This window comes from Duganella sp. GW821-FHT07G03 (genome assembly GCF_059418605.1).
Window position 1 is genome coordinate 1 of sequence record NZ_JBWKQE010000029.1, and the last position, 25547, is coordinate 25547.

A 25547-nucleotide genomic window follows, 5' to 3' on the forward strand; every position below is an offset into this window, starting at 1 on the left:
TTTTTAAGATAGAAAGTTAACAGCTTCCTCAAATGTTTACAAGAAATTTGAGGGGAAGGTTCAGGACTTGACCCCGGAGTTGGTGGGGAAAATGCTGTCTGTTCGGCGCTTTGATTTTTTGCTGATGTTGCATACTATGTAACCAAATCAGGCGGGACGTATCATGGCCACTTCCAGCATCAACTCCAGCGGCACTACCGGCGGTTCGACGGTGTCGAACGATATCTACAATCGCGTCCAACAGACGATGGCGTCGCAGAATAGTGCAGCGACCAAACTGAACACGACGCTGAAGAACGACCAGACCAAGCTGTCGGCGCTCGGCCAGCTGCAAAGCGCGCTGGCGAATTTTCAGTCGATCGCCGCCGGCCTGACCGGCAGCGGCTTGAGCACCAGCGCCGCGACTTCCGTCAAGAACGTGCTGACCGCCGCTTCCACCGGCACCGCCAAGGCCGGCACTTACGCGGTCGAGGTCAAGCAGCTGGCGCGCGGCCAGTTCCTGACCAGCGATGTGTTCGCCGCGTCGGACGCCAAGATCGGCTCGGGCGCCGCCACCACCGTCAAGATCGATTTCGGCAAGGCCGGCGGCGACAAGGGCTTTGCCGTCAACGGCAAGGCGGCCGGCAAGTCGATCACCATCGACGGCAGCAACAATACGCTGGACGGCATCGCCGCCGCGTTCAAGGCGGCCGGCGTGGACGTCAAGGTGGCCAAGGGCGACGACGGCAAGTTCTCGCTGGCGATCGCCGGCCAGAGCGGCGCGGCCAACAGCCTGCGCATCAGCGTCAGCGGCGACGCGGCGCTGAAAAACCTGCTCGCCTTCGATCCCGACGGCAGCCAGAAACTCAAGCAGGCCAGCGCCGGCATGGACGCCATCCTGAGCGTCGACGGCAAGGACGTCACCAGCGCCAGCAACACGGTCGACCAGGCCATCGCCGGCGCCACGCTGACCCTGACCGCGGCCGGCAAGACCGACGTCACCATCACCCAGGACGCCAGCCAGATCGGCGCCAACCTGAAATCCTTCGTCAGCGCCTACAACGACTTGAACAAGAAGCTGCAGGCGCTGCAAAAAGGCGACCTGAAATCCGATACCGCGATGGGGCAGGTCAGCAGCCAGCTGAACCTGCTGCTGAAGACGGGCGGCGGCAGTGTCTCGATGGCGGCGCTCAATGCGGCCGGCGTCAGCCAGGACGGCAGCGGCCAGCTGGTGGTCGAGGACAAGAAGCTCAAGGCCGCGCTGGCCAGCGATACTGCCGGCGTCGGCAAGCTGTTCACCAACAATGGCAAGGGCATCGCCGACCTGCTGTCGGCCAAGGCGTCGGCGCTGACTTCGGATGGCAGCGTGATCAGCAAGGAAGCGGGCATGCTGGGCCGCGAGATCAACAGCATCAACGGCCGCCGCACGGTGCTGACCAAGGCGCTGACGGCGCAGGCGACGGCGCTGGTGGCGCTGTACACGGCCCAGGCCCAGACCGCCGCCGGCAGCGCCGTCAACGGCACGGCCGGCAAGTCCGGCACGCTGTTCGACATGCTGGGTTGATATTTCAGATTGATATTTCTAACGAATTCCTTGCGTCGGAACTGGCTATGCCCGATCATCACGGCTTGTGATTGATTCCACTCGGAGGGGCTATGGCAGGGAAGTTCGTTGGTGCGGCGTTGGTGGCGGCTGGCTTGATGGCGGGCGCGGGGCAGGTGGCGGCCCAGGCGCAGGAGGAAAAAGTCCTCAACATCTATAACTGGTCGGACTATATCGCCGACGATACCGTCAAAAACTTTGAAAAAGAAACCGGTATCAAGGTCCGCTATGACCTGTTTGATAACAACGAAATCCTCAATTCCAAGCTGGCCGCCGGCAAGTCGGGCTATGACATCGTGGTGCCGACCGCGCAATGGGCGCGCCTGCAAATCGACGGCAAGCTGCTGCGCAAGCTCGATAAATCCAAACTGAGCAACCTGAAGAACATGGACCCGGCGATCCAGGCCAAGCTGGCCGGTATCGATCCGAACAATGAATACCTGGTCGACTGGCTGTGGGGCTATACCACGGTCGGCATCAACGTCAACAAGGTCAAGGCCGCGCTGGGCGGCATGCCGATGCCGGACAACGCCTGGGACCTGATCTTCAATCCGAAATACGCGGCCAAGCTGAAGTCGTGCGGCATGTCCTTCCTCGACTCGCCGTCCGAGGTGCTGCCGGCCGCGCTGCTCTACCTGGGCAAGCCGGCCTATTCGAAGAACGCCGCCGACTACGCCGAGGCGGGCAAGCTGTTGCAGTCCATCCGTCCGAATGTGACGCTGTTCAGCTCGTCGGGCTATATCAACGACATGGCCAACGGCGCGGTGTGCGTGGCGCTGGGCTGGTCGGGCGACATCAACATCGCCCGCCAGCGCGCCATCGACGCCAAGAATGGCAATGTGATCGAGGTGCTGGTGCCGAAGACCTCGGCCGCGCTGGTGTTCGACACCATGGCCATCCCGGCCGACGCGCCGCATCCGAACAACGCCCACCTGTGGATCAACTACATCATGCGCCCCGAGGTGCATGCCAGCCTGACCAACAAGGTGTTCTACGCCAACCCGAATTCGGCCAGCCTGAAGTTCGTGCGCAAGGATATCGCCGAGAACAAGACGGTGTTCCTGTCGGATGCCGACAAGCAGCGCATGGCCGCGCCGGAAGCGGTGCCGGCTGATATCCGCCGCAACATTACCCGCATCTACACCAAGTTCAAGACCGGCCTGTAAACGGACCATTCCCGCTTGCGCGGGAATGCCGTGGTGCTTCAATGAAGCGTATGCTATTCGTGATAGCGGTCGACCAGTTTGTGTTTGCTGCCGCGTGTTTCCTCTATGAGCTCGTAAACGACCAAGGCGATCATCCCTCCGAAGATCCCCATCGTGAGTAAGGTGAACATGGTAACCCTCCCTCAAGTTGTTACGATTAAACTTTAGCAGATGGTTGCCGCTTTACAAGCTCAACGCGTCATTATTTCACCACCAGGTCGGCCGCCATCACCGCCTTCAGGTAGACGCTCATGGCGTTGCCGGGGTCGCGTTGGGAAAACCACCAGGCGCTGGCCTTGCGGATATCCCACTCCATATCGTCGCCCGTCATCAGCAGCGAGGCCAGCTGGCCCAGGGTCGGCTGGTGGCCGACCACCAGCACCGAATCCTTGTTGCCCGGCCAGTTGGCGGCCTTGACGATGTCGGTGGCGTCGGCGCCGGGCGCGAGGTCGGTGTGGATCTTGAACTTGCGCCCCAGCGCCTCGGCCGTCTGCAGGGTGCGCACGGCCGGGCTGCACAGGATGCGGCAGCTGTCGGGCAGCTGCGAATCGAGCCACTGGCCCATGCGGCGCGCCTGCTTCAGACCCTTGACGGTCAGCTCGCGCTCCAGATCGGACATGCCGGGTTCCGCGTCCTCGGCCTCGGCATGCCGCCACAATATGAGATCCATGTTTTTCTCCTGAACGACATGTGAAAAAAGATCCCGCTCCGCTTAGTCTCCCAGATGGGCGCCGGCCATGCCCAGCGTTTCCATCAGGTGCTGCTGGGCGCTGTAGGGCAGCTGCTTGCCGCGCGCCTTGCGGCGCTGGTAGTGGCCGTCCGCTTCCAGCTCCCAGGCGTTCATATTATCCTTTAAATAAGGATTCAGGCCTTCGTTCAGCACGCGGCGCTTGAGCGCCTTGTCGAGGACGGGGAAGGCCACCTCGATGCGGCGGAACAGGTTGCGGCTCATCCAGTCGGCGCTGGCCAGCATGACGTCGTGCGCCAGGTCGTTGCGGAAGTAGTAGATGCGGCTGTGCTCGAGGAAGCGGCCGATGATGGAGCGCACCTTGATGTTCTCCGACAGCCCCGGCACGCCCGGCTTGAGCATGCAGGCGCCGCGCACGATCAGGTCGATCTTGACGCCGTCCTTGGAGGCCGCGTACAGCGCCCGTATCACCGATTCGTCCACCAGCGCGTTGATCTTGACGATGATGCGTCCCGGCCGTCCGGCGCGGGCGATGCGCGCCTCGTTGCGGATGGCCTTGATGATCTCGTTGTGCAGCGCGAACGGCGCCAGCCACAGGTGCACCAGCCGGTGCGGCTTGGTCAGGCTGGTCAGGTGGATGAACACCTCGTTCACTTCCTGGCTGATGCCGGGATGGCAGGTCAGCAGGCCGAAGTCGGTGTAGAACTTGGTGGTGCTCGGGTGGTAGTTGCCGGTGCCGAGGTGGGCGTAGAAGCGCAGCTTGTGGTCTTCGCGGCGTATCACCAGCGCCACCTTGGCGTGGGTCTTGAGGCCGACCACGCCGTACACCACCTGGGCGCCGGCCTGTTCCAGCTTGTCGGCCCAGTTGATGTTGGCTTCCTCGTCGAAGCGCGCCTTGAGCTCGACGATCACGGTCACTTCCTTGCCCGAGCGCGCCGCCAGGATCAGCGACTCCATCAGGTCCGAGTTCATGCCGGTGCGGTAGATGGTCTGCTTGATCGCCACCACCGCCGGGTCGAGCGCGGCGCTGCGGATGAAGTCGATCACCGTCTGGAACGTCTGGTAGGGGTGGTGCAGCAGGATGTCGCCCTCGCGCAGGGCGGCGAAGATGTCCGGGCTGCCCGGCTTTTGCGCGATGCCGGGGAAGAACGGCGGGAAGCGCAAGGCCGGGTTGTTGACGTGGTCGACGATCTCGGTCAGGCGCACCAGGTTGACCGGGCCGTTGACCGCGTACAGCCGGCTCTGGTGCAGGCCGAACTGGTCGAGCAGGAATTGCGACAGCTCCGGTGGGCAGTTCTTGGCCACTTCCAGCCGCACCGAGGTGCCGAACTGGCGGCCCTGCAATTCGCCCTTGAGCGCCTGGCGCAGGTTCTTGACCTCGTCCTCGTCGACCCACAGGTCGGAGTCGCGGGTGACGCGGAACTGCGAATAGGCGATCACCTCGCGGCCGGCGAACAGGTCGGAGATGTGGGCGTGGATGATGGACGAGAGCAGGCAGAACGAGACGCCGCCGCTTTTCGACAGGTGGTCGGGCAGGCGGATCACGCGCGGCAGCACGCGCGGCGCCTTGACGATGGCGATCGCCGTGCCGCGGCCGAAGGCGTCCTTGCCGGACAGCGAGACGATGAAGTTGAGGCTCTTGTTGACGACCTGCGGGAAGGGGTGGGCCGGGTCCAGGCCGATCGGCGTCAGCAGCGGGCGCACTTCGGTGTCGAAGTATTCCTTGACCCAGGCGCGCTGCGCCTCGTTGCGCTCGTTGTGGCGCACCAGGTGCACGCCGTTGGCGGCCAGCTGGGGCAGCACTTCCTGGTTGAGGATTTCATATTGGTGGGTCACCAGCGCGTGGCACTCGCTGCTGATGCGCGACAGCGTGGCCACCAGCGCCGGGTGATTGGAGAGCGAACCTTCGACGCTGCCGGCCGCCAGCAGGCTGGCCACGCGCACTTCGAAGAACTCGTCGAGGTTGCTGCTGGCGATGCACAGGTAGCGCAGCCGCTCCAATAAAGGGATGCTCTTGTCCTCGGCTTGCGCCAGCACGCGCCGGTTGAACATCAGTTGCGACAGTTCCCGGTCCAGAAACGCGGAGTTCTTGTTCACTTCAGCATGCAAGTCAGGCTTCATGTCTTTTTGTTCACTTTGCAATTAGGCTCATTCTATCCTGTATCGCGGAAGAATGATGCAACAGTGTAAATAAGAAATATGACAACTCCATGACATCGTTTGTCATAAATGACTTTCGTGACGCGCCAATTATGACAGGATGGGCGTAATATATGGCGGCACCATGGCCTGTTCTCAGAGGGGGGAGGGCGCAATTCCGAGGTAAAAAAACTATTTTTGACATATTTCGGTCATGTCATAAAGCTGTCATATAGCCCCGGTAGACTGCGCAGCATCCTAACCTGTCATAACAAAAGGACTTGATATGCGACTGAAACAACTGTTCTCTTCCCTGGTAGTAGGCGTCACGGCCGTCATGGCCTTCTCGTCCGCCGCCCACGCCGCCGATATGACCGGCGCCGGCGCCACCTTCCCTTACCCGATCTACGCCAAGTGGGCCGAGTCGTACAAAGCCGCCACCGGCAACGGCCTGAACTACCAGTCCGTCGGTTCGGGCGCCGGTATCAAGCAGATCAAAGCCAAGACCGTCGATTTCGGCGCGTCCGACATGCCGCTCAAAGCTGAAGAGCTCGACGCAGAAGGCCTGATGCAGTTCCCGGCCATCATGGGCGGCGTGGTCACCGTGGTCAACCTGGAAGGCATCACCCCTGGCCAGCTGAAGCTGACCGGTCCGGTCGTGGCCGACATCTATCTGGGCAAGATCACCAACTGGAACGACGCCGCCATCGCCGCGCTGAACCCGGGCGTGAAGATCCCTGCCGGTGAAATCACCGTGGTGCATCGCGCCGACGGTTCGGGCACCTCCTTCCTGTTCACCGACTACCTGTCGAAAACCAGCCCGACCTTCAAGACCCAGATCGGTTCCGGCACCGCCGTGAAATGGATCGTCGGCGTCGGCGGCAAGGGCAACGAAGGCGTCGCCGCCAACGTGCAGCGCATCAAGGGTTCGATCGGCTACGTCGAGTGGGCCTTCGCCAAGAAGAACAAGATGTCGCACACCCAGCTGAAAAACAAGGACGGCAACTTCCTGCAGCCTGACGACGACTTCTTCAAAGCCGCCGCCGCCAACGCCGAGTGGACCAAGACCCCAGGCTTCGGCGTGGTGCTGACCGACCAGTCGGGCAAGAACTCGTGGCCGATCACCGGCGTGTCCTTCATCCTGATGCACAAAGCACAGGCTGACGCCAACAAAGGCAAGGAAGTCATCAAGTTCTTCGACTGGGCCTTCAAGAACGGCGGCGCCGCTGCCACCGAACTGGACTACGTTCCACTGCCGGCAACGGTTGTCAAGCTGGTGCAGGATGCCTGGAAAGCCAACCTGAAAGACGCATCGGGCAAGGCCATCTACTAATCCGGACCTCCCTTCGCCACGCAGTAAGTGGCGAGGGGGTTAGCCTGCGCCTCCCGACCGGGAGCCGCAGGCTAGCTACCATCACGAGACAACAATATGAGCGCTGATATCACTTCCACGCCACTGAACAAACCGGAGCCGGCCATGCAGACTGCCACCGCCGCCCTCGCGGCAGCCGAGCAGGCCGCCACCCAGGCCATGCACCGCACCATGCGCAACCAGCGCATCCAGGATTTCATCTTCCACAAGACCACCATGCTGTTCGCGCTGTCCGTGCTGGCGGTGCTGATGGGCATCATCATCTCGCTGATGGTGGGCGCATGGCCGGCCTTCAAGGAATTCGGCCCGGCCTTCATCACCACCGTCGAGTGGGATCCGGTCAACGACAAGTACGGCGCGCTGATCGCCATCGTCGGCACCCTGGCCACCTCCGGCATCGCGCTGTTGATCGCCTTCCCGGTCAGCTTCGGCATCGCGCTGTTCCTGACCGAGATCTGCCCGGCCGGCCTGCGCCGTCCACTGGGCACGGCGGTCGAGCTGCTGGCCGGCGTGCCGTCCATCATCTACGGCATGTGGGGCCTGTTCGTGTTCGCGCCGCTGTTCGGCGACTACGTGCAGCCGCTGCTGAAGAACACGGTCGGCCACCTGCCCATCATCGGCCAGTTCTTCAGCGGCCCGACCATGGGCATCGGCATCCTGACCGCCGCGCTGATCCTGGCGGTGATGATCATCCCCTTCATCTCCTCGGTGATGCGCGACGTGTTCGAGATCGTGCCGGCGGTGCTGAAGGAATCGGCCTACGGCCTCGGCTGCACGCGCTGGGAAGTGGTGCGCAAGATCGTGCTGCCGTACACCAAGACCGGCGTGGTCGGCGGCGTCATGCTGGGCCTGGGCCGCGCGCTGGGCGAGACCATGGCCGTGACCTTCGTCATCGGCAACGCCAACAAGCTGTCGTGGTCGCTGTTCGCGGCCGGTAACTCGATCGCCTCGACCCTGGCCAATGAGTTCGCCGAAGCCGACACCCCGCTGCACGTGTCCTCGCTGTTCGCGCTGGCACTGATCCTGTTCGTGATCACCTTTATCGTTCTGTCCGCCGCCAAGCTGATGTTGGCCGGCATGTCCCGCAAGGAAGGCGTCAAATAATGAAGCACGCATCTACTCAACCCTTGAATCCGGTATATCGCAAACGCTTGCTGACGCATCGCATCGGCATCGCGCTGTCAGTGGCGGCGATGTCGGTCGGCCTGCTGGTGCTGGCGTGGATTTTGGTCACGCTGGCCATCAAGGGCTTCGGCGCGCTGAGCATGAACCTGTTCACCCAGACCACGCCGGCCCCGGGCAGCGAGGGCGGTGGCCTGATCAACGCCATCGTCGGTTCGCTGATGATCGTCGGCCTGGCCACGGCGATCAGCACGCCGATCGGCATCCTGGCCGGCATCTACCTGGCCGAATACGGCGAAGAAAACAAGGTCGCGGCGGTGACCCGCTTCGTCACCGACATCATGCTGTCGGCGCCGTCGATCGTGATCGGCATGTTCGTCTGGGCCATGTACGTGGCCACCGCCAAGCACTATTCCGGCTACGCCGGTTCGGTGGCGCTGGCGCTGATCGCGGTGCCGGTGGTGGTGCGCACCACCGACAACATGCTGCGCCTGGTGCCCAACAGCCTGCTGGAAGCGGCTTTCGCGCTCGGCGCGCCGCGCTGGAAAGTGGCGATGATGGTGCGCCTGCGCGCCGTCAAGGCCGGCGTGATCACCGGCGTGCTGCTGGCCGTGGCCCGCATCTCCGGCGAGACCGCGCCGCTGCTGTTCACCGCGCTCAACAACCAGTTCTTCAGCGCCGACATGAACGCGCCGATGGCCAACCTGCCGGTGGTGATCTACAGCTACGCCATGAGCCCGTACGACAACTGGCGCGAGCTGGCCTGGGGCGGCGCGCTGCTGGTGACCTTCAGCGTGCTGGCGCTGAATATCATCTCGCGCACCCTGTTCAGCCAAAAAGTCCCGAATTAAACCTGACTATCAAAATCTGATAAAGCGATCAACAATGAATACGCAACTGAGCCAAGAGAATGTGGTAGCCGCGAACGGCAAACGTAAAACCATCGAGATTTCGGGCCTGAATTTTTTCTACGGTAAAACCCAGAGCCTGACCAACGTCAACCTGGACGTGCACGAGAAGCAGGTCACGGCCTTCATCGGCCCTTCCGGCTGCGGCAAGTCGACCCTGCTGCGCACGCTCAACCGCATGTACGACCTGTATCCTGGCCAGCGCGCCGAAGGGACTATCATGTACCGTGGCCGTAACATCCTGGAAGAGGGCCAGGACGTCAACATGCTGCGCGCCAAGGTCGGCATGGTGTTCCAGAAGCCGACCCCGTTCCCGATGTCGATCTACGACAACATCGCCTTCGGCGTGCGCCTGTATGAAGACCTGTCCAAGGGCGAAATGGACGAACGCGTCGAATGGGCGCTGAAGAAGGCCGCGCTGTGGGGCGAGGTCAAGGACAAGCTGAGCAAGTCCGGGCTGTCGCTGTCGGGCGGCCAGCAGCAGCGCCTGTGCATCGCGCGCGGCGTCGCCGTGAAGCCGGACGTGCTGCTGCTGGATGAGCCGACCTCGGCGCTGGACCCGATCTCGACCTCGAAGGTGGAAGAGCTGATCAGCGAGCTGAAGCAGGACTACACCATCGCCATCGTCACCCACAATATGCAGCAGGCGGCGCGCTGCTCGGACTACACCGCCTATATGTACCTGGGCGAGCTGGTGGAGTTCGGCGAGACCGACCAGATCTTCATGAATCCGGCGCGCAAAGAGACGCAGGACTACATCACCGGTCGCTTCGGCTGATCGAACTTATAATAGCAAAACGACTACGGAGCTCAGCATGATCGGTGAACACTCATCCAAGCAGTACGACAACGAATTGGAAGCCATCCGCAGCAAGGTGCTGCTGATGGGCGGCATCGTCGAGACCCAGTTCCTCGACGCCATGACCTGCTTCCGCATCGGCAATCCCGAGCGCGCCGACCGCGTGATGCGCGAGGACGACGCCGTCAACCAGCTGGAAGTGTCGCTGGACGACGCCTGCAGCCACCTGATCGTGCGCCGCCAGCCGGCCGCCAACGACCTGCGCACCATCATGGCGACCATCAAGGTGATCACCGACCTCGAGCGCATCGGCGACGAAGCGACCAAGATCGCCCGCACCGCCAAGGCGCTGCATGCGCGCGGCGCGGTGACCGTCAACCACTACGAGATGGTGCGCGGCATCGCCAACAACACCAGCGACATGCTGCACGATGCGCTGGACGCGTTCGCCCGCAACGACGGCAAGCAAGCCTTGCAGCTGATCGCCCAGGACGCCGTGATCGACCACGAGTTCCGTTCGATCATGCGCAATCTGATCACCTTCATGATGGAAGATCCGCGTACAATCTCGGCCGCGCTGGACACCCTGTGGGTGGCCAAGGCGATCGAGCGCATCGGCGACCACGCCAAGAACATCGCCGAATACGTCATTTACGTCGTAGAAGGCAAGGACATCCGCCACACCAAGACCGCACCGATACCGGACGACGTGCCTGAGCAGGCGCAGTAAGCGATACAAAAGAGAAAAATGGCATCCGATAAAACCACCGTACTGATCGTCGAAGACGAGCCAGCCATTGTCGAGCTGGTGACGTTTTCGCTGCGCGAAGCAGGCTGGAACTGCTGCGCCGTGCAAAGCTGTTCCGAGGCCTGGGACTTCATCCAGACCAAGACCCCGCAACTGATCCTGCTGGACTGGATGTTGCCCGACCAGACCGGCCTGCGCCTGCTGGCGCGCATCCGTTCCGACCGCCAGTTCAATGAAATCCCGGTCATCATGCTGACCGCCAAGAGCATGGAAGAAGACAAGCTGGCGGGCCTGAACAGCGGCGCCGACGACTACGTCACCAAGCCGTTCTCGCCGCGCGAGCTGCTGGCGCGCGCCAAGGCGCTGCTGCGCCGCAAGAGCCCGGAGCATGCGCAGGCCACCATGCGCGCGGCCAATGTGATGCTGGACCCGGTCAGCTGCACGGTGTTGATGGACGAGCAGAAGATCGACATCGGCCATGCCGAGTACAAGCTGCTGAAGTTCCTGCTGGCGCATCCGGAACGGGTGTTCTCGCGCAGCCAGCTGCTCGACAAGGTGTGGGGCGACCATGTGGTGATCGAGGAACGCACCGTCGACGTCCACGTGCTGCGGCTGCGCAAGGCCTTGAAAGAGGCCGAACATCTGATCAAGACGGTGCGTAGCGTGGGCTACATGCTGTCGGAGAAATAATGAATCCAAGACTGGTGTTCTGGGTGCCGGCCGCGCTGCGCACCGCCATCATCCTGGCGGGTTGCGCGACGCTGGGCTGGATGTTCGGCTGGATCCACGGGCTGGTGCTGGCGCTGCTCGCCATGATGGTGATGGTGTTCGTGCAGCTGTCCTATCTCTACCAGCTGAGCAACTGGATGGACGATCCGCAGAGCGCCAAGCTGCCAGACGGCTGGGGCGCCTGGACCAATATCTTCTCGCGCCTGTACCGCATGCGGCGCGACGACGAGAAGAACCAGGCCGAGCTGACCGAATGGCTGGCGCGCTTCCGCCAGGCCATGCATCTGCTGCCGGACGGCGTGGTCATCATGGACGACGTGCTGTTCCTCGAGTGGTGCAATCCGGCCGCCGAGAAGCACCTGGGCCTGACGCACGAGCGCGACAAGGGCATGCGCGTGACCAACCTGGTGCGCAGTCCGGATTTCATGGACTACATCATCCTCGGCCGCTACGAGCAGCCGCTGACGATCAGCTTCCGCGAGCGCAAGCTGATCGTGCATATCATTCCGTTTGAAAACCGCCGCCAGATCCTGGTCACGCACGACGCCACCGAGAGCGAGCGCATCGAAGAGATGCGGCGCGACTTCATCGCCAACGCCTCGCACGAGCTGCGCACGCCGTTGACGGTGATCGTCGGCTTCCTGGAGATCGCCGCTTCCGAGGGGCTCGATGCGGCCACCCGCTCGGCGCACCTGAAGCTGATGACGGAGCAGGGCCACCGCATGCAGCATCTGATCGAGGACATGCTGACCCTGTCGCGGCTGGAGTCGGTCGATTATCCGATGCGGCCGGAGCAGGTCGATGTGCCCAAGCTGATGGAGCAGGTGCTGCGCGATGCGCGGGCGCTGTCGGCCGGCAAGCATGAGATCACCATGGCGGTCAACGGGCCGGACATCATGGGCAGTTATGAAGAGCTGCACAGCGCTTTCGGCAACCTGGCCTCGAACGCGGTGCGCTACACGCCGGCCGGCGGCAAGATCCATCTGGCGTGGAAAGAGTATGAAGGCGGCGTCAAGTTCATGGTGGAAGATACCGGCATCGGCATCAGCCCCGAGCACATCTCGCGCCTGACCGAGCGCTTCTACCGGGTCGACAAGAGCCGCTCGCGCGAGACCCAGGGCACCGGGCTGGGGCTGGCGATCGTCAAGCACGTGCTGCTGCGCCATGGCTCGACCTTGCAGATCAAGTCGGAGGCGGGCAAGGGCAGTTCCTTCCTCGTTTGTCTGCCGAAGACGGCCATCGTGCAGCAGCAGCCGGAGTTGTTGCTGAACTAGTAGGCGACATCTTCCAGCCGGTAGCGGAACTTTCTGCGCTCCGGTAAATCCCAGCCAGGTTCGCGGTCGGTGTTTCTCGGCACTGGCGCCACCGGTGGCACCAAGGCGGGGGGCGCGTCTCCTTGGGCGGCGGCGTGCTCTGCCGGCGCCGACTTCTGGGTTCCCGCTGCAGCCGACTTCTCCGCCGCAGCTAATTCGGCGCGCAACCTGTTGGCCAGCTTGAAGGTCTTATCGCCTGGGCGGCGGACGTATAAATCGTGCCATGCACTGCGCGTCGAGCGCGCGAATGATTGCGCGAACTGGTTCGGCGAGCCAGCGTTCGGGGGCCCAAGTCATCGCTTCCGAGATATCCTGCGAGCCGCCACGGCGGCGCAGCTTTTCGATCAGTTTGAGCAGGGTATCGGTGGGCACCTGCACGGTCATTGTGGTATTCATTCGATTTTCTCCCCTATTTTCTTCGGCATTCCCCAATTTAGACCGGCAAATTCGAAAACAGTTCAATGCTTGAAAAAATCGAAGAAAATCGAAGGAGAAATCGGGGTTTTGCCACAAGGAGCGGGGTGGAGCACCCCATACGCATATTCCTGCTGTCCGCCCATGCGGCTCAATGCAGCGCCGCAAAGGGCGCCAGTGCTTGCTCGACGGCGGATGGACTGAGCGCCGTCGCTTCAAGTGGGCGCAGGGCGCGTGCGACGTCGGCTTTGCGCGTATCGGCCTTCAGCACGGCTTGATGGTCGGCCAGGGAGCGCAGCAGTTGCACGGTGATCCGGTCGAGTTCTGGACGCACGGTCTTGGCCAGGTCGGGCGCGTCGTCAAACTTGCCGGCCTGTTGCGTCCGCCATTTCGCGTACAGTTCGCGCTGCACGATTTTCGATGCGTCGATCTGCGCGCGGAACACCGCTTCGACCCATGCATCGGCAAGACCGAGCGCGGCGCCTTGCCTGACTGCCGCCTGGATCACCTGCGCCTCGCGCGGCAGGTCGTCGATCGGCGCCTGCACATTCCACTTGGCGCGCGCCACCGCTTGCGCCAGCAGCAGGCGTTGGTCGATGGCCAGCCGCAGCGGCGCCAGGTCCTTCTGCAAGTCGGGCGCGCTGCGCGCAATCACCTCGTCCGGCCGGACGCCGACGGTCTGGGCCGATGCAAGCGCGCCGGCCAGCGGCAAGCAGAGAAGGGCGAGTCGGATCACTGCGCGCATGAACTTTCCTTTTGATCAGGGGTAGGTGAAGAAGATGAAGTGCACGGCGTTGAGCGCGATGTGTACGAGGATGGACGCTTCGATGCGCTGCGTGGCGTGGTAGGCGTAGGCATAGCCCAGGCCAGCGATGGCGGCAAGCGCGGCGTACAGCGGGCCGCCGGCCAGATGGGCGGCGCCGAACAACAGGGCGGAACAGAGCAGCGCCACCCACGCGCCGTGACGGAAATCGGACAACGCCGACGCCAGTCTCGCCTGGATGAAACCACGGAAGAACGCCTCTTCGGCGACCACAGTGAAGAACAGGTTCACCGCCAGGAATTGCAGCGTGACCTCCGGCAGTTTGAAGGCCGGCTGCACGAAGCCGACGCCGGTGGCAAAGGCCATCACGGCCGCTACGGTGAGCACGAGCACCGGCAAGGTCTTCTTCAGTACGCTACCGAATTCGGCCAGCGACGCCGTGCGATGGCAAATGTATGCCAACAAGATCAGGCCGACCGCGCCCTTGTCGAAGTTCGCATACTGCGTAAACGGCTTGGCGCCGGCCGAGAACACCGCGCCGGCAATCACCACGGGATTGCTGAACCCCGGCAGCTTGTGGATCGCCAGCGCAAACGCCAGCACCAGCGTGACGACGCCAAACAGTATCCGCAGATATTTTTTGGACGCCGCATCGGTCAGCCAGGCTGCGCCGCCGAACAAGGCCAGCGCGATGAAGGCCGGCGCGTGCAGCACGCCCGACAGCGCGCCACACAGCAGCGCCAAGGCAAACCAGATTTGCCAGGGCGCGAGCGGGACGCGGGGAGAGCGTGGGAGCCAGACGGCCCCCACGGACAGGGCGAGGGCGATAAAGGTCAGCAGCGTGAGTGTCGGCATTATTGAAGGAAACGATAGGTGAATTTCCCTCAATAGTATCACCCAGCTAAGCGATTTAGAACTTGTAGGCAATGCCCGTCATCAGCATCGGCGTGGTCTTGCGCTTGGTCAGCGGGCTGTCGGCGGCATCGGAGGCCAACTGCGTGATGCCGAGCACCGTGTGCACCGACCAGTTCTTGTCGAGCACGTGGTTCCAGCTGACGCTGGTCGTGACGTTGGCGATGCCGCCCCTGGCGTTATAAGCCTTGTAGCCCGAGGCGACGCTTTGCGCGGCGGTCACGCCGAAGTAGGTTTGCATGTGCTTCTTGTCGGCGTACTCGGTCGACACGCTCAGGCCGACCTGGTCGCTGGCGGTGGTGTACAACTGCGTCGCCGCGCCCAGCGTGTAGGTGGCGCCGTGTTCGCGGTGTGCCAGGTTCTGCGTGGTGCTCAGGCTCAGGCCGACGGTGCCCACCTGATAGCTGGCGGCCAGCACTGCCTGGGCCGCGCCCTGGATGTCGCCCATGCCCTTGAGCGCGTCGGAACCGTCGAACATATTGCGCTTGTGGTCGGCGCGCGCGCCGCCGTAGCTCAGCGCCGCGCTCAGGCCGACGCCGCTCACGCTGGTCTGGAAGCCGACGCCGCGCATGGTGCTGAGGAAGACGCCGTTGTCGAAGGTGCGCTCGATGTAGGGCAGCGGCACCACGCGGTTTTTCTTGCTGCCGGCGTATTCCGGCACGTAGGCGATGCCGCCGCCCACGGTCAGGCTGTCGCCGGCGGCGGGCGCGGTTTGCGGGCCCGACGACGACGGCAGGTCGAGCGCGTCGGCGTGGCTGTTGCCGCTGAAGGCGCAGAGGGAGGCGAGGGCAAGGGTAATGGCAAGGCGCATGGAGGATCCTGTGAGGTGGTGGTTCGGTGGTCCGCCGGCGCTTGGTGGAGTTGGCCCGGCGTATGACGGAGCGAAGTGTCGCAACATTTCCGGTCCGCCGCCATCGGCTTGTCTGAAGTATCATCTGCTGATTTGATTGGTACCGCGTGGCGGTGCCCGACCCTCGGAGAGCCGACCATGTCCCTGACGCTGTACTACCACCCACTGGCCTCGTTCTGCCATAAAGTGCTGATCGCGCTGTATGAGAACGCCACGCCCTTCGACAAGCGCCTGATCAACCTGGGTGAGGAGGCCGACCGCGCCGAGCTGGAGGCGATCTGGCCCTTGTGCAAATTCCCGGTGCTGCGCGACCACGCGCGCGGGCGCGATGTGCCGGAGACCTCGGTCATCATCGAATACCTGGACCGCTACTTCCCCGGCCCGCAGGATTTGATCCCGGCCGACTGGGAGGCGGCGCTCGACGTGCGGCTGTGGGACCGCTTCTTCGACAACTATGTGCAGGAGCCGGTGCAGACCATCGTGCTCGGCCACCTGAGCGGCATGCAATGCGACCAGACCAAGGAGCGCACCAAGCTCAAGACGGCCTACAAGATGATCGAGAAGCGCATGGCCGCGCGCAGCTGGATGTGCGGCGAGGCGTTCAGCATGGCCGATTGCGCGGCGGCGCCGGCGCTGTTCTACGCCGCCACGCTATTACCGTTCCCCGAGGAATACCAGCACCTGAACGCCTACTTCGAACGGCTGGTCGGCCGGCCGTCCGTCAAGCAGGTGCTGGACGAGGCCAAGCCGTATTTCTCGATGTATCCCTTCGTCGACGATATTCCGGAACGCTTCCTGTAACGGCGCCTAGTTCTGGTTGCCCTGGTCCTCGGCGCTCTGCATCGAGACCGGCTGCGCCATCGAACCGTTCTGCGCCGCCACCTGGGCGAACTGGTGGGCCTGATCGAGTATTTCCTTGCCGGCAGCCTTGCCCTGGCGCAGCTGCTGGTCGACCTGGGCGACGGCCTTGTGTGTCACCGCCTCGGCCAGCTCGGTCGCCGCGCGCGCCGCCTGCGGCGCATGCTGCTGCACCACCTGGTTGATGCTGGACTGGTACTCGCTGGCGATCTGGCCCAGCTGCTGCTGCCACGCCTGCAGCTTGTGCGTCGCCTGCTCGGTCGACGGCATGCTGGCCGGCGCGCGTTCAGTGTGCGGGCTCAGCAGGGCGGCGCGCAGGGTTTCGGTGGATTCCTGTAGCCAGTCGCGGCTGAATTGCAGGTTCACCTCCGACAGCTTGCGCACCGATTGCAAGGTGGCGAGTGTCAGGTCGCTGAAATAGTCGATACGGGCGAGCGCGTGATTTTTTGCTGCTGGCGCAATGGTTTCCACAAACGAATTCATGTACTTCTCCTGGATGGTGTGGGGCCAAAGAGAGCGTGCTGATTCAGGCGCTTTGGCCGGACGCCTGCCGCACTATCTTCGCAGGTGCAGCATATTTTTGCCACCCTGGAGCTTGCAGGCATCATTCGTTCTGTCTGGTCAATAATTTATCCGCTTCGCCACGCCCCCGTCCGTCTCGCCACATAGCGGTGGACCGGCGGCGGACGGCTGCGCTAAGGTAGCGCTGTCCCTATCACACATGAAAGCCAGTCCATGCAAAGAAGAAGCTTGCTCAAGTCGGTAGCGGCCTTGCCGCTGATGTCGCTTACCTCGCTGCGCGCTGCCGCCGCCACGGCGCGCCGCCGCGTGCGCCCCGGCGATGCCGCCTGGCCGTCGGCCTCGGCCTGGCAGCAATTGCAGCAGCGGGTCGACGGCCGCCTGCTCAAACTGGACGCGCCGTTCGCCGCCTGTGCCGCCGGCGTTGGTGGCGCCAGCGCGCCGGCCTGCACGGCCGCGCTGGACGCGCTGAAAAACACCTACGCCATCGGCGACCAGCCGGCGCTGACGCAGACCAGCGGCTGGCAGGACGCCTGGTCCTCGCAGCCGAGCGCCTACGCGGTGGCGGCGCGCGGCACGGCCGACGTGGTGGCGGCGGTCAACTTCGCGCGCGAGCACAATCTGCGGCTGGTGGTCAAAGGCGGCGGCCACAGCTACCAGGGCACGTCCGACGCGCCCGATTCGCTGCTGGTCTGGACGCGCCAGATGAACGACGCCACGCTGCAGCCGGCGTTCGTCGCGCAGGGCTGCAGCGAGGCGCCGCAGCCGGCCGTCACGCTGGGCGCGGGCGCGATGTGGATCGACGCCTACGACGCCGTCACCACGCGCGGCGGCCGTTACGTGCAGGGCGGCGGCTGCACCACGGTCGGCGTCGCGGGGCTGGTGCAGAGCGGCGGCTTCGGCAGCTTCTCCAAGAACTACGGCACCGCCGCCGCCGGCCTGCTGGAAGCCGAGGTGGTGACCGCCGACGGCCAGGTGCGCATCGCCAACGCCTGCACCAATCCTGAATTGTTCTGGGCCTTGAAGGGCGGTGGCGGCGGCAGCGTCGGCGTGGTCACGCGCCTGACCCTGCGCACGCGCGAACTGCCGGAGACCTTCGGCGCGGTGTTCTTCACCATCAAGGCCGCCAGTGACGATGCCTACCGCGCGCTGATCGCGCAGGTGCTGGCGTTCTACGCCGGCGCGCTGTTCAACGCCAACTGGGGCGAGCAGATCGGCTTCAACACCGGCAATACGGTGGACGTGTCCATGGTGTTCCAGGGACTGAACCAGCAGCAGGCGGAGGCGGTGTGGGCGCCGTTCCTGGCCTGGCTGGGCGAGCGGCCCGAGTACACGCTGGAGAAGCCGTTCCGCGTGGTGGCGCTGCCGGCGCGGCAGTTCTGGAACCTGGCCTTCTTCAAGAAGTACGCGCCCGGCTTCATGCTGGCCGACGAGCGTCCCGGCGCCGCGGCGCACCATGGCGTGTGGAAGGGCGACGCCGGGGACGCGGGCTGGTTCATCCACGGTTACCATTCGGCCTGGCTGCCCGCCACCTTGCTGGCCGCCGAACAGCAGGCGCAGTTGGCCGACGCGCTGTTCCGCAGCACGCGGCACTGGCGCGTGGGCCTGCACTTCAACAAGGGCCTGGCCGGCGCCTCGGCCGCCGACCTGGCCGCCGCGCGCGACACGGCGATGAATCCCGACGTGCTGGGCGCGTTCGCGCTGGCCATCATCGCCGGCGGCGACGGCCCGCGCTATCCTGGCATGCCGGGCGCGAAAGAGGACGCGGAGAAGGGCGCGCAGCGTGGCCGCGAACGGGCCGCGTCGATCGGCCGGGCGATGGCGGAATTGCGCAAGGCCGCGCCCAGGGCGGGTTCCTATGTGTCGGAGAGCGACTACTTCCTCAAGGACTGGCAGGCCGCGTTCTGGGGCGCCAACTACGAGCGGCTGGCGCGCGCCAAGCGCCAGTACGATCCGCACGGCCTGTTCTTCGTGCGCCACGGCGTCGGCAGCGAGGCATGGAGCGACGACGGTTTCACGCGCAAAGGTTGATCAGGGTTCGAGGTGGGACGCGCGGCGCGGCACCAGCAGCAGCTCCTGCTGCCGTCCGCCGATGTAGCGGATGCCGGCCTGGTCGAAGTAGGCGTCTTCCTCCAGCATGATGCGCACCGGCTCCGCGTAGCCCGGCAGCGCGGTCGCCGCATTGAGTTCGATCGAGTAGGCGGTGCGGTAGCGCAGCGCCTCGTCGCCGCTGCCCGGCACGCCGTCCTGCATGTCCCACATGCCGATGGCGGGGCCGGCCGCGTGGCCGTGGTAGCCGATCGGATGGGTGTAGATGGTCGGGTTGAGGTTCTCGGCGCGCGCCACCGCCAGCTTGTCGACGCGGCCGCTGGCCGGGTCGCGGTAGAACAGCAGCACCGTGCGCCGGCGGGCGTTGAGCCACTCGGCCGGCAGCATGGTCTTGAGCACCGGGTCTTCGTTGTATTCGCGCGCAAGCACGATCCACATATCGATGCCGGTCTGCGCCATCATGTCCGGCAGCAGCGTATCGAAGCGTTCGGCCAGCAGCTGGTTGATCACGTTTGCCTGTTCGCGCACGGGCAGCACCTGGGCCGGCGCATGGGTGGCCGCCAGTAGCAGGGACATCGCAAGGAGATATTTTTTCATGCGCCCATTTGACCACAGCGCCCGGCGAAGTCAATCAACTAGCTATATACTTGTTAAAAAAGCACTCTTGCGTTACGCTGGCGTCAGTCCACTTTCGAGGAGCAATGATGGCATCGATTTTCTACCTGCACGGCGGCCCGGGCCTGAGCGTCGCCATCGAACGCACGCGCTTCCCGCAGGCCGACGACGTGGAGTGGTGGCAGCAGCCGCCTGCCGCGCCGTGCGCGCAGCGCCCTTATCTGGATTTGCTGGAGGCCACGCTGGCCGGATTCCGCCGCAGCGCGCAGGCGCACGGCATGCCGCTGACCGTGATGGCCAGTTCCTTCGGCGCGCACCTGGCGACCCACGTCGCCAACCATGCGCCGGAACTGGTGGCGCGCGTGGTGCTGCTGGCGCCGACCTACAATCCGGAACAGGCCGCGCTGCGGCTGGCGCGGCGCGCCTTGTCCGTCAACGCTGGCCATGCCGACGCCCCCAAGGTCGTGGCGGCGTTGGCGGCCTACGAAGCGGCGCCGGGGCGGGCGCGCTTCTGGGACGTGTTCGGCGTGCTGCAACTGCTGCCGGATGTGCCGTCGCTGTATTTCGGCCCGCATGCCGGCGATGCGCCGCGCCATTTCCTCGAGGTGCTGCAGCAGCCGGGCGCCTTTGACGGCCCGACCTCGGTCGCCGTGTCGGACGATTTTGCGGCCAGCTTCCGGCCGCCGGGGCGCAGCGCCTTCAATGGTCCGGTGTCGGTGGTGTTCGGCCGCCATGATCCGATGATCGATGCGGAGCATGATGGCGCCATCTGGCGCGCCATCTTCCCGCAGGCGAATGTGCGCCTGGTCGACAGCGGCCACTTCCCGCTGCTCGAATCGTCGCTCGAAGCCTGCCTGGCTTAGGCAGCGGCTTTGCGCGAGAAGTGGGCGTCGATTTCTTCCAGCGTCTTGCCCTTGGTTTCGGGCAGCAGGAAGGTGGCGGTGAGGAAGTACAGCAGCGCGCAGCCGGCGCCGTAGAAGAACAGCGTGGCGTAACCATACTGGCCCACGGTCGGCAGGAACACCGCCGCGATCACGGTGGACACGAACTGGTTGATCAACAGCGCCACGCTCATGCCGTTGGAACGGATACGGTTGGGCATCAGCTCCGACAGCGCCAGCCACACGCACACGCCGGGACCGACCGCGAAGCTGGCGACGAACAGGCAAATCGCCAGCGCCACCTGCCAGCCGTGCGTGGAAGGCGGTACCGCCGACAGGTGCGCCTGCTCGATGCGCAGCGGCGCGCCGACCGCTTCGGCCGGATCGGCGAACGGATTCAAATGCAGGCGACGGAAGAAGGCTCCGATCACGCTGTCCGCCTGCACCGTGTCTTCACGGGCGACGCGCAGCAGCGGCAGCGCTGGATCGTCGCTGCGGCGGCTTTGCACATTGGTGAACGGGCCGTAGGAATAGGCGATCGACAGCTGCATCGGCGCGCCGTCGGCCGGTATGTCGCCCAGCGCCTGCAAGGTGGCCGGGTCGAGGCGCAGTTCCAGACCGCTGGCCTGAACGCGCGTTTGCAGCATGGCGCTGATGTCGCGCTGTTCGCCTTCCACGCTGCGGAACAGCAGGCCCGCCGTCACCAGTGCCAGCACGATGCCGCCGGTGCCCAGCATCATCAGGAACTTGCGGCCCTTGCGGTCCACCAGCGCTACCGCCACCACCGTCATCACCGCATTCAGCACCTTCAGCGCGACGTCGGCCATGTTGGCGGTGGCGCCGGGCAGGCCGGCCTGGTTCAGGATGGTGACCACATAGGCCAGGATGGAATTGATGCCGGTCGCCTGCGTCAGCGCCAGCACCAGGCAGGCCAGCAGGAAGGGCAGCACGTAGCGGCGGCTCAGCAGGCGGTCGCTGGCCACCGCGCCGCCGGATGATGTGACGGGCGACAGCGCCAGTTCGATGTCGCGCAGTTCCGCTTCCGCCTCGGCGGCGGGACGGGTGCGCAGCAGCGCGGCGCGGGCTTGCTCGATGCGGCCCTTGCGCGCCAGCCAGCGCGGCGATTCCGACAGCAGCAGGCCGCCCAGCGTGAACACCAGGCCGGGCGCCAGGCACACCCAGAAGATGCTGCGCCACGCGTGGTCCTTGGCCGCGAACACCGCGTCGGCGCGCGCCGCCTCCGCCAGATGCTGCGCCGCCGCGGTGGCGGTTTCCACCGTCTGCGCCTGGAACAATCCGATCAGCGCCGCCGCCACCAGGCCGATGGTCAGCAGCAGCTGGAACAGCGCCGCGCCGCGGCCGCGATGGCGCGCATGCAGGCACTCGGCCAGGTACAGCGGCACCACCACGCCGATCAAGCCGCCGCTGATGCCCTGCAGCAGACGGCCCAGCATCAGCGGCAGGTAGCCGTCGGCCAGCGCGATCAGCGGTATGCTCAGAGTGAACAAGGCGCCGGCCAGCACCATCGCCGCGCGCCGTCCGACCAGGTCGGCCAGCGCGCCGGCGAACAGCGACGACAGCACGGAGCCCAGCAACACCGCCGCGACGATAAAGCCCAGCTGCTGCGCGCTCAGCTTCCACGCCACCGACGCCGTCGATTCCAGATAGGGCAGGGCGCCGGCGATGATGCCGACGTCTATCCCATAAAGCAGCCCTCCCATACCGGCGATAAACAGCAGAAAGCCCATGGCGCGGGCGGGTGCGGTTGGCAGGGTGGTTTGCATCAAAACTCCGGCTAGTGTGAAGAAAGATCGATGGCTTCGCCTTCAACGAAGACGGCCACCGGCTGTAAATCGGCATTCAAGACCACCAGGTCGGCCCAGGCGCCGGGCACCAGGCGGCCGCGCTCCGCCTCGCCGATGTAGTCGGCGGGGTAGAGCGAGAGGCGGTTGGAGGCGTCGGCCAGGTCCAGCCCGAGGCCGACGAAATTGCGCAGCGCCTGATCCATCGTCAGCACCGAGCCGGCCAGCGAACCGGTGGCCAGCCGCACGCAGCCCAGGCACTTGTAGACGCGCTGGCTGCCCAGGCCATACTCGCCGTCCGGCATGCCGGTGGCCGAGGTGGCGTCGGTCACGCCATACAGGCGCGGGATGGCGCGCAGCGCGGCGCGGATCGCGCCTTCGTGCACGTGCTGCAGGTCCGGGATGATCTCGGCGTATTCGGCATGCGCCAGCGCGGCGCCGGCGATGCCGGGGTGGCGGTGGTTGAGCGCCGTCATGCCGTTGAACAGGTGGGTGAAGCCGGCCGCGCCGGCGTTGAGCGCGGCCACGCCGTCCTCGTAGCTGCCGTTGCTGTGGCCCAGCTGCACGCGGATGCCCATCTGCTTGAGCATCGGGATCAGGTCCAGGTGGCCGTCCACTTCGGTGGCGATGGTCAGCGCGCGGATCGGCGCCAGTTCGTGATAGCTGCGCACCAGCTCCAGGCTGGCCACCGCCACCGAGTCGGCCGGTTGCGCGCCGAGGCGGTGGATGCTCAGGAACGGGCCTTCCAGGTGCACGCCCAGCATGCGCGCGGCGCCGGCCGGGCGAGCGGCGATCACGCCGGCCAGGCCCTTGAGCGCGCGGCGGATCGAATTGTCGGTGGCCGTCATGGTGGTGCCCAGCATCGCCGTGGTGCCGTGGCGCGCGTGGCTGCGCGCCACGCTGGCGCCGGCGTCGCCGCCCTGCATGATGTCGACGCCGGCGGCGCCGTGCACGTGCAGGTCGATGAAGCCGGGCAGTATCGTCAGGCCGCTGTTGTTGCCTGCCTGCGCGTCCGCGTGGATGGTTTGAATGCGCCGGGTTTGCTCGCTGAAGGCGATGCTGCCCGTGATCCAGCCTTGTGGTGTGAGGATTCTGCCGCTTAACACTGTTTATTCCGCTATCAGGAGTTCGATGCCGGCTTCCAGCAGGCCATCGCGGTATTCCGCGCTGATGCTGGCGTCGGTAATGACGGTATGGACGCGGTCCAGCTGCACGATGCGGTGCAGGCTGACGCGCCCGAATTTGGAGGCGTCGGCGAGGACGATGATTTTCTTGGCCCGCTCCACCATCTTGTGGTTCAGGCTAGCCTCCGCCTCGTGGTGGGTGGTGACGCCGAATTGCAGGTCGAAGCCGTCGACACCGAGGAACAGCTTGTCGAAGCTATAGGCCTGCAGGCAAGCCTCGGCCTGCGTGCCCTGGATCGACAGCGACTGCTTGCGCAGCAGACCGCCGGTCAGGATCAAGTCGACGCCGGGGGCGTCGGCCAGTTCCCAGGCGATGTTCAGGCCATTGGTCATCACCGTCACGTTCTGCGCCTCGCGCAGGTGGCGCGCCAGCGAGATGGTGGTGGTGCCCGAATCGATGATGATGTTGTCGCCCGGCTGCACCATGCGCGCGGCCCAGGCGCCGATGCGCTCCTTCTGTTCGTGGTTCAGCGCGTCCTTCTGCGGGATGGTCTGCTCGGGCGGCGGGGTGCGCGTCAGCGTGGCGCCGCCGTGGCTGCGCGTGGCCAGTCCCTGCGATTCGAGCGCACTGAGGTCGCTGCGGATGGTGACGGCGGAGACGCCCAGCTGGTCCACCAGCGCGGCCACCTGGACCGAGCCGTGTTGGGTAAGCGCCTGCAAGATGGAGGCGCGGCGTTGGCTGGTATTTCGCATTATTGTGCAGTCGATTTTACAAAAACGTCGAGCTTAACAGATCGCAGCCGCGCTGCCAGCTGTCGGGGCCACATCGGCCGGCGCATTTAGCGTGTTTAGCGCGGCGGCGTTGCGATTGCAGGCGCGCGCATATTGCGCCAGCACGCGGCCGATTTTGTGCTCCAGCAGCGCATCGGCCTTGGTGCCCAGCCGGCCTTGCAGCACTTCCTGGAATTGCTCCGGCAGGTGTTGGCTCAGCAGCGACAGCGGGATCGCCAGCGCATCGAGGTTGGTGCACAGCTTGTCGACGGCCGCCACCACGGCCGGCTCGCCCCAGTAGTAGCGGCATCGGTCGCTCAGGCCATAGCGGCGCAGCAAACGCTGCTCGGCGCTGCTGCCGGGGTAGTGCTTGGCCCAGTGCTTGGGCTGCGCCAGCATGGTTTCGTCCAGCACCTGCATCAGGCGCGAGGCCTGGCCGGGCGCCACCAGTTCTTCCTCGATGCGGGACAGCGCCTGCAGGGCCTCGCGCAGCGCGAAGGTGGCGGCCGGGCCGACCTTGAGGATGGCGAAGTGGTCGCGCACCATGTCGTGCAGCGCCGATTCGCGCTGGTAGTCGGTGGAGTGGGCTTCGAACACCAGGCCGGGCTGGCCGGCGACGAAGGCCGACAATGCGGTGGCCTGGGTCGCGTCGTAGTGCTGGATCTGGCTATGGTCGAAGTCCACGCCCGGCTGCACCACCATCGCGATCACGCGGCGCCAGGCGCTGTGCAGCTCCATCGCGAAGAACGCCAGGCGGTGCACGTCCAGCGTGCGCGCTGCGGCCTTGGGCGAGGTGACCGCGCCGGCCTGCGCCAGGTTGGCCTCACCGCCGGGGATAGGGACTTCGGTGCCGATCACGTACACCGGCGGCGGCAGGCCGGCCTGCTCGGCGGCCTTTTCCGCGACCGCGCACAGGCGCGCCGAGCGGGCGGCGATGGTTTCGTCGCTCAGCAGCTGCGGATCGTCGGCGCAGCGCATGCTGCAATCGAGGTGGATCTTGTGGAAGCCAGCGGCGGCGTAGGCGGCGATCAGCGTCTCCGCGTGCTGCATGGCGGTGGCCGCGTCCAGTCCCTGCCAGGCGTTGGGGCCGAGGTGGTCGCCGCCCAGCACCAGGCGCTCCAGCGGGAAGCCCTGGCCGCGCGCCAGGTTGTGCACATAGTCGCGGAAGGCGGACGGCGTCATGCCGGTGTAGCCGCCGAACTGGTCGACCTGGTTCGAAGTCGCTTCCACCAGCAGCACGGTGTCGTAGTCGGCCGCCACGCGCATCGCCGCGCGCAGCACGCCCGGATGGCTGCAGCACACGCTGTACAAACCGACAGATTCGCCACGACGATGGGCGGCGATGATTTGCTGGACGGGGGACAGGGATTCGGTAGTTTTCATA

24 protein-coding genes are annotated in these 25547 nt (G+C 65.0%); 12 read left to right on the plus strand and 12 right to left on the minus strand.

Annotated features, from left to right (window positions below):
- Positions 1-163 precede the first annotated feature (163 nt).
- Entirely contained in the window at positions 164-1543 is a 1380-nt protein-coding gene (fliD, locus tag AC07OK_RS26965; protein ID WP_494693151.1) for a flagellar filament capping protein FliD, read from the plus strand.
- Positions 1544-1635: 92 nt separating this feature from the next.
- Positions 1636-2748: a polyamine ABC transporter substrate-binding protein gene (locus AC07OK_RS26970; RefSeq protein WP_494693152.1), complete on the plus strand. Its 1113-nt coding sequence runs from the start codon at positions 1636-1638 to the stop codon at positions 2746-2748.
- A 241-nt stretch (positions 2749-2989) separates the two neighbouring features.
- Here AC07OK_RS26970 and sixA read toward each other — a convergent pair whose 3' ends face one another.
- On the minus strand, positions 2990-3457 hold the full coding sequence (gene sixA / locus AC07OK_RS26975; protein WP_494693153.1) for a phosphohistidine phosphatase SixA: 468 nt from the start codon (positions 3455-3457) through the stop codon (positions 2990-2992).
- 42 nt (positions 3458-3499) lie between these two features.
- Complete coding sequence (ppk1, locus tag AC07OK_RS26980) at positions 3500-5596, minus strand: polyphosphate kinase 1 (RefSeq protein ID WP_494693154.1); 2097 nt, start codon at positions 5594-5596, stop codon at positions 3500-3502.
- A gap of 304 nt (positions 5597-5900) precedes the next feature.
- On the opposite strand from ppk1, the gene pstS reads away from it, so the two are divergent.
- The 7 genes from pstS (at position 5901) to phoR (ending at position 12566) form a co-directional block, all read left to right on the plus strand.
- A complete protein-coding gene (gene pstS, locus AC07OK_RS26985; protein ID WP_494693155.1) occupies positions 5901-6947 on the plus strand; it encodes a phosphate ABC transporter substrate-binding protein PstS in 1047 nt (348 codons plus the stop codon).
- A 144-nt stretch (positions 6948-7091) separates the two neighbouring features.
- Positions 7092-8090 carry a phosphate ABC transporter permease subunit PstC gene (gene pstC / locus AC07OK_RS26990; protein WP_494693156.1) on the plus strand — a complete coding sequence of 333 codons (999 nt, stop codon included), beginning with the start codon at positions 7092-7094 and terminating at the stop codon, positions 8088-8090.
- Positions 8090-8959 (plus strand): phosphate ABC transporter permease PstA, encoded by an 870-nt coding sequence (gene pstA / locus AC07OK_RS26995; protein ID WP_494693157.1) that lies wholly within the window; start codon positions 8090-8092, stop codon positions 8957-8959. Before pstC ends, pstA begins: the two co-directional genes overlap by 1 nt.
- Before the next feature lie 34 nt (positions 8960-8993).
- Positions 8994-9794 carry a phosphate ABC transporter ATP-binding protein PstB gene (gene pstB, locus AC07OK_RS27000; RefSeq protein ID WP_494693158.1) on the plus strand — a complete coding sequence of 267 codons (801 nt, stop codon included), beginning with the start codon at positions 8994-8996 and terminating at the stop codon, positions 9792-9794.
- A 37-nt stretch (positions 9795-9831) separates the two neighbouring features.
- Positions 9832-10545 carry a phosphate signaling complex protein PhoU gene (gene phoU / locus AC07OK_RS27005; RefSeq protein WP_020706066.1) on the plus strand — a complete coding sequence of 238 codons (714 nt, stop codon included), beginning with the start codon at positions 9832-9834 and terminating at the stop codon, positions 10543-10545.
- An 18-nt stretch (positions 10546-10563) separates the two neighbouring features.
- Positions 10564-11253, plus strand: coding sequence for a response regulator (locus AC07OK_RS27010; RefSeq protein WP_020706067.1), 690 nt, complete (start codon positions 10564-10566; stop codon positions 11251-11253).
- Positions 11253-12566, plus strand: a complete 1314-nt coding sequence (phoR, locus tag AC07OK_RS27015; protein ID WP_494693159.1) for a phosphate regulon sensor histidine kinase PhoR — start codon at positions 11253-11255, stop codon at positions 12564-12566. Before AC07OK_RS27010 ends, phoR begins: the two co-directional genes overlap by 1 nt.
- Before the next feature lie 228 nt (positions 12567-12794).
- Here the strand turns inward: phoR and AC07OK_RS27020 are convergent, their stop codons facing one another.
- The 4 genes from AC07OK_RS27020 to AC07OK_RS27035 form a co-directional block, all read right to left on the minus strand.
- Positions 12795-13001 (minus strand): hypothetical protein, encoded by a 207-nt coding sequence (locus AC07OK_RS27020; RefSeq protein WP_494693160.1) that lies wholly within the window; start codon positions 12999-13001, stop codon positions 12795-12797.
- A gap of 169 nt (positions 13002-13170) precedes the next feature.
- A complete protein-coding gene (aroQ, locus tag AC07OK_RS27025) occupies positions 13171-13764 on the minus strand; it encodes a gamma subclass chorismate mutase AroQ (RefSeq protein WP_494693161.1) in 594 nt (197 codons plus the stop codon).
- A gap of 15 nt (positions 13765-13779) precedes the next feature.
- Positions 13780-14526, minus strand: coding sequence for a CPBP family intramembrane glutamic endopeptidase (locus AC07OK_RS27030; RefSeq protein WP_494693162.1), 747 nt, complete (start codon positions 14524-14526; stop codon positions 13780-13782).
- 166 nt (positions 14527-14692) lie between these two features.
- Positions 14693-15505 (minus strand): MipA/OmpV family protein, encoded by an 813-nt coding sequence (locus AC07OK_RS27035; RefSeq protein ID WP_494693163.1) that lies wholly within the window; start codon positions 15503-15505, stop codon positions 14693-14695.
- A 177-nt stretch (positions 15506-15682) separates the two neighbouring features.
- On the opposite strand from AC07OK_RS27035, the gene AC07OK_RS27040 reads away from it, so the two are divergent.
- Complete coding sequence (locus AC07OK_RS27040) at positions 15683-16345, plus strand: glutathione S-transferase family protein (protein ID WP_494693164.1); 663 nt, start codon at positions 15683-15685, stop codon at positions 16343-16345.
- Positions 16346-16351: 6 nt separating this feature from the next.
- Here AC07OK_RS27040 and AC07OK_RS27045 read toward each other — a convergent pair whose 3' ends face one another.
- Positions 16352-16885 carry a phasin family protein gene (locus AC07OK_RS27045; protein ID WP_494693165.1) on the minus strand — a complete coding sequence of 178 codons (534 nt, stop codon included), beginning with the start codon at positions 16883-16885 and terminating at the stop codon, positions 16352-16354.
- A gap of 252 nt (positions 16886-17137) precedes the next feature.
- Between AC07OK_RS27045 and AC07OK_RS27050 the strand changes: the two genes are divergently transcribed.
- The gene (locus AC07OK_RS27050; protein ID WP_494693166.1) at positions 17138-18952 is read left to right on the plus strand and encodes an FAD-binding oxidoreductase; all 1815 of its coding nucleotides are present in this window, start codon (positions 17138-17140) and stop codon (positions 18950-18952) included.
- On the opposite strand, the gene AC07OK_RS27055 is transcribed toward AC07OK_RS27050, so the two are convergent.
- Complete coding sequence (locus AC07OK_RS27055; protein ID WP_494693167.1) at positions 18953-19567, minus strand: hypothetical protein; 615 nt, start codon at positions 19565-19567, stop codon at positions 18953-18955. It lies immediately after the preceding gene.
- A 104-nt stretch (positions 19568-19671) separates the two neighbouring features.
- Between AC07OK_RS27055 and AC07OK_RS27060 the strand changes: the two genes are divergently transcribed.
- Complete coding sequence (locus AC07OK_RS27060) at positions 19672-20448, plus strand: alpha/beta fold hydrolase (RefSeq protein WP_494693168.1); 777 nt, start codon at positions 19672-19674, stop codon at positions 20446-20448.
- Here AC07OK_RS27060 and AC07OK_RS27065 read toward each other — a convergent pair.
- The 4 genes from AC07OK_RS27065 to AC07OK_RS27080 are packed head-to-tail and all read right to left on the minus strand — an operon-like array spanning position 20445 to position 25546.
- A complete protein-coding gene (locus AC07OK_RS27065) occupies positions 20445-22250 on the minus strand; it encodes an MFS transporter (protein WP_494693169.1) in 1806 nt (601 codons plus the stop codon). The genes AC07OK_RS27060 and AC07OK_RS27065 overlap by 4 nt on opposite strands.
- An 11-nt stretch (positions 22251-22261) precedes the next feature.
- The gene (nagA, locus tag AC07OK_RS27070; protein WP_494693170.1) at positions 22262-23374 is read right to left on the minus strand and encodes an N-acetylglucosamine-6-phosphate deacetylase; all 1113 of its coding nucleotides are present in this window, start codon (positions 23372-23374) and stop codon (positions 22262-22264) included.
- A gap of 3 nt (positions 23375-23377) precedes the next feature.
- Positions 23378-24145 (minus strand): DeoR family transcriptional regulator, encoded by a 768-nt coding sequence (locus AC07OK_RS27075; RefSeq protein WP_026335293.1) that lies wholly within the window; start codon positions 24143-24145, stop codon positions 23378-23380.
- Between the two features lie 33 nt (positions 24146-24178).
- Positions 24179-25546, minus strand: a complete 1368-nt coding sequence (locus tag AC07OK_RS27080; RefSeq protein ID WP_494693171.1) for a D-tagatose-bisphosphate aldolase, class II, non-catalytic subunit — start codon at positions 25544-25546, stop codon at positions 24179-24181.
- Between the last annotated feature and the right edge of the window lies 1 nt (position 25547).

Excerpts from the sequence above, each read along its gene's own strand:
- fliD (WP_494693151.1), top strand. The coding sequence starts at position 164 with ATGGCCACTTCCAGCATCAACTCCAGCGGCACTACCGGCGGTTCGACG.
- AC07OK_RS26970 (WP_494693152.1), top strand. The coding sequence starts at position 1,636 with ATGGCAGGGAAGTTCGTTGGTGCGGCGTTGGTGGCGGCTGGCTTGATG.
- sixA (WP_494693153.1), bottom strand. The coding sequence starts at position 3,457 with ATGGATCTCATATTGTGGCGGCATGCCGAGGCCGAGGACGCGGAACCC.
- ppk1 (WP_494693154.1), bottom strand. The coding sequence starts at position 5,596 with ATGAAGCCTGACTTGCATGCTGAAGTGAACAAGAACTCCGCGTTTCTG.
- pstS (WP_494693155.1), top strand. The coding sequence starts at position 5,901 with ATGCGACTGAAACAACTGTTCTCTTCCCTGGTAGTAGGCGTCACGGCC.
- pstC (WP_494693156.1), top strand. The coding sequence starts at position 7,092 with ATGCAGACTGCCACCGCCGCCCTCGCGGCAGCCGAGCAGGCCGCCACC.
- pstA (WP_494693157.1), top strand. The coding sequence starts at position 8,090 with ATGAAGCACGCATCTACTCAACCCTTGAATCCGGTATATCGCAAACGC.
- pstB (WP_494693158.1), top strand. The coding sequence starts at position 8,994 with ATGAATACGCAACTGAGCCAAGAGAATGTGGTAGCCGCGAACGGCAAA.
- phoU (WP_020706066.1), top strand. The coding sequence starts at position 9,832 with ATGATCGGTGAACACTCATCCAAGCAGTACGACAACGAATTGGAAGCC.
- AC07OK_RS27010 (WP_020706067.1), top strand. The coding sequence starts at position 10,564 with ATGGCATCCGATAAAACCACCGTACTGATCGTCGAAGACGAGCCAGCC.
- phoR (WP_494693159.1), top strand. The coding sequence starts at position 11,253 with ATGAATCCAAGACTGGTGTTCTGGGTGCCGGCCGCGCTGCGCACCGCC.
- AC07OK_RS27020 (WP_494693160.1), bottom strand. The coding sequence starts at position 13,001 with ATGAATACCACAATGACCGTGCAGGTGCCCACCGATACCCTGCTCAAA.
- aroQ (WP_494693161.1), bottom strand. The coding sequence starts at position 13,764 with ATGCGCGCAGTGATCCGACTCGCCCTTCTCTGCTTGCCGCTGGCCGGC.
- AC07OK_RS27035 (WP_494693163.1), bottom strand. The coding sequence starts at position 15,505 with ATGCGCCTTGCCATTACCCTTGCCCTCGCCTCCCTCTGCGCCTTCAGC.
- AC07OK_RS27040 (WP_494693164.1), top strand. The coding sequence starts at position 15,683 with ATGTCCCTGACGCTGTACTACCACCCACTGGCCTCGTTCTGCCATAAA.
- AC07OK_RS27045 (WP_494693165.1), bottom strand. The coding sequence starts at position 16,885 with ATGAATTCGTTTGTGGAAACCATTGCGCCAGCAGCAAAAAATCACGCG.
- AC07OK_RS27050 (WP_494693166.1), top strand. The coding sequence starts at position 17,138 with ATGCAAAGAAGAAGCTTGCTCAAGTCGGTAGCGGCCTTGCCGCTGATG.
- AC07OK_RS27055 (WP_494693167.1), bottom strand. The coding sequence starts at position 19,567 with ATGAAAAAATATCTCCTTGCGATGTCCCTGCTACTGGCGGCCACCCAT.
- AC07OK_RS27060 (WP_494693168.1), top strand. The coding sequence starts at position 19,672 with ATGATGGCATCGATTTTCTACCTGCACGGCGGCCCGGGCCTGAGCGTC.
- AC07OK_RS27065 (WP_494693169.1), bottom strand. The coding sequence starts at position 22,250 with ATGCAAACCACCCTGCCAACCGCACCCGCCCGCGCCATGGGCTTTCTG.
- AC07OK_RS27075 (WP_026335293.1), bottom strand. The coding sequence starts at position 24,145 with ATGCGAAATACCAGCCAACGCCGCGCCTCCATCTTGCAGGCGCTTACC.
- AC07OK_RS27080 (WP_494693171.1), bottom strand. The coding sequence starts at position 25,546 with ATGAAAACTACCGAATCCCTGTCCCCCGTCCAGCAAATCATCGCCGCC.